This window comes from Streptomyces iakyrus (assembly GCF_000717055.1).
GTDB classification, from domain to species: domain Bacteria; phylum Actinomycetota; class Actinomycetes; order Streptomycetales; family Streptomycetaceae; genus Streptomyces; species Streptomyces iakyrus.
On the sequence record NZ_JNXI01000091.1, the window covers coordinates 1 to 461 of the forward strand.

Below are 461 nucleotides of genomic sequence, written 5' to 3' on the forward strand. Positions count from 1 at the left end.
GCGTGTACGGCGAGACGGTCGGCGGCATCAGCCTGTCCGGTCCCGCAGTGACGGTGGCCAGCGGTGCGCTGCTCGATCTCTCCGGCGGTGGCCAGCTGCTCGGCGCCGGCTTCATCAGCGGCCGCGGCGGCTCGGTCGATGTGCTGCTCAATCCGCTGGCCGCCGCCAATCCGGGCAACAGCTACAGCAACCTGAAGAACCAGGTGTTCGCGATCGTCCCGAGCGCGAATCCGGATTATGCGCCGATCGTGCCGGCAAGCCAGGGTGCGGCGCCGTCGATCGGGCAGCGCATCACGGTCGGTGGCGGCGTGCCCGGCCTTGCGGCGGGAACCTACACGCTGATGCCGGCCTCGTATGCGCTGCTGCCCGGCGCGTTCCGCGTCGAACTCGGTGCGCAGACCCAGACCGGAGGCCGTACGGTCGCACTGCCGAACGGCTCCTACGTGACGACTGCCTATGGC

The 461-nt window shown here is 70.1% G+C and carries 1 protein-coding gene; it reads left to right on the forward strand.

Annotated elements, in window-relative coordinates:
- On the forward strand, nt 1-461 hold a 461-nt coding region (locus tag OO68_RS48885; protein WP_033314714.1), incomplete at both ends, for a hypothetical protein.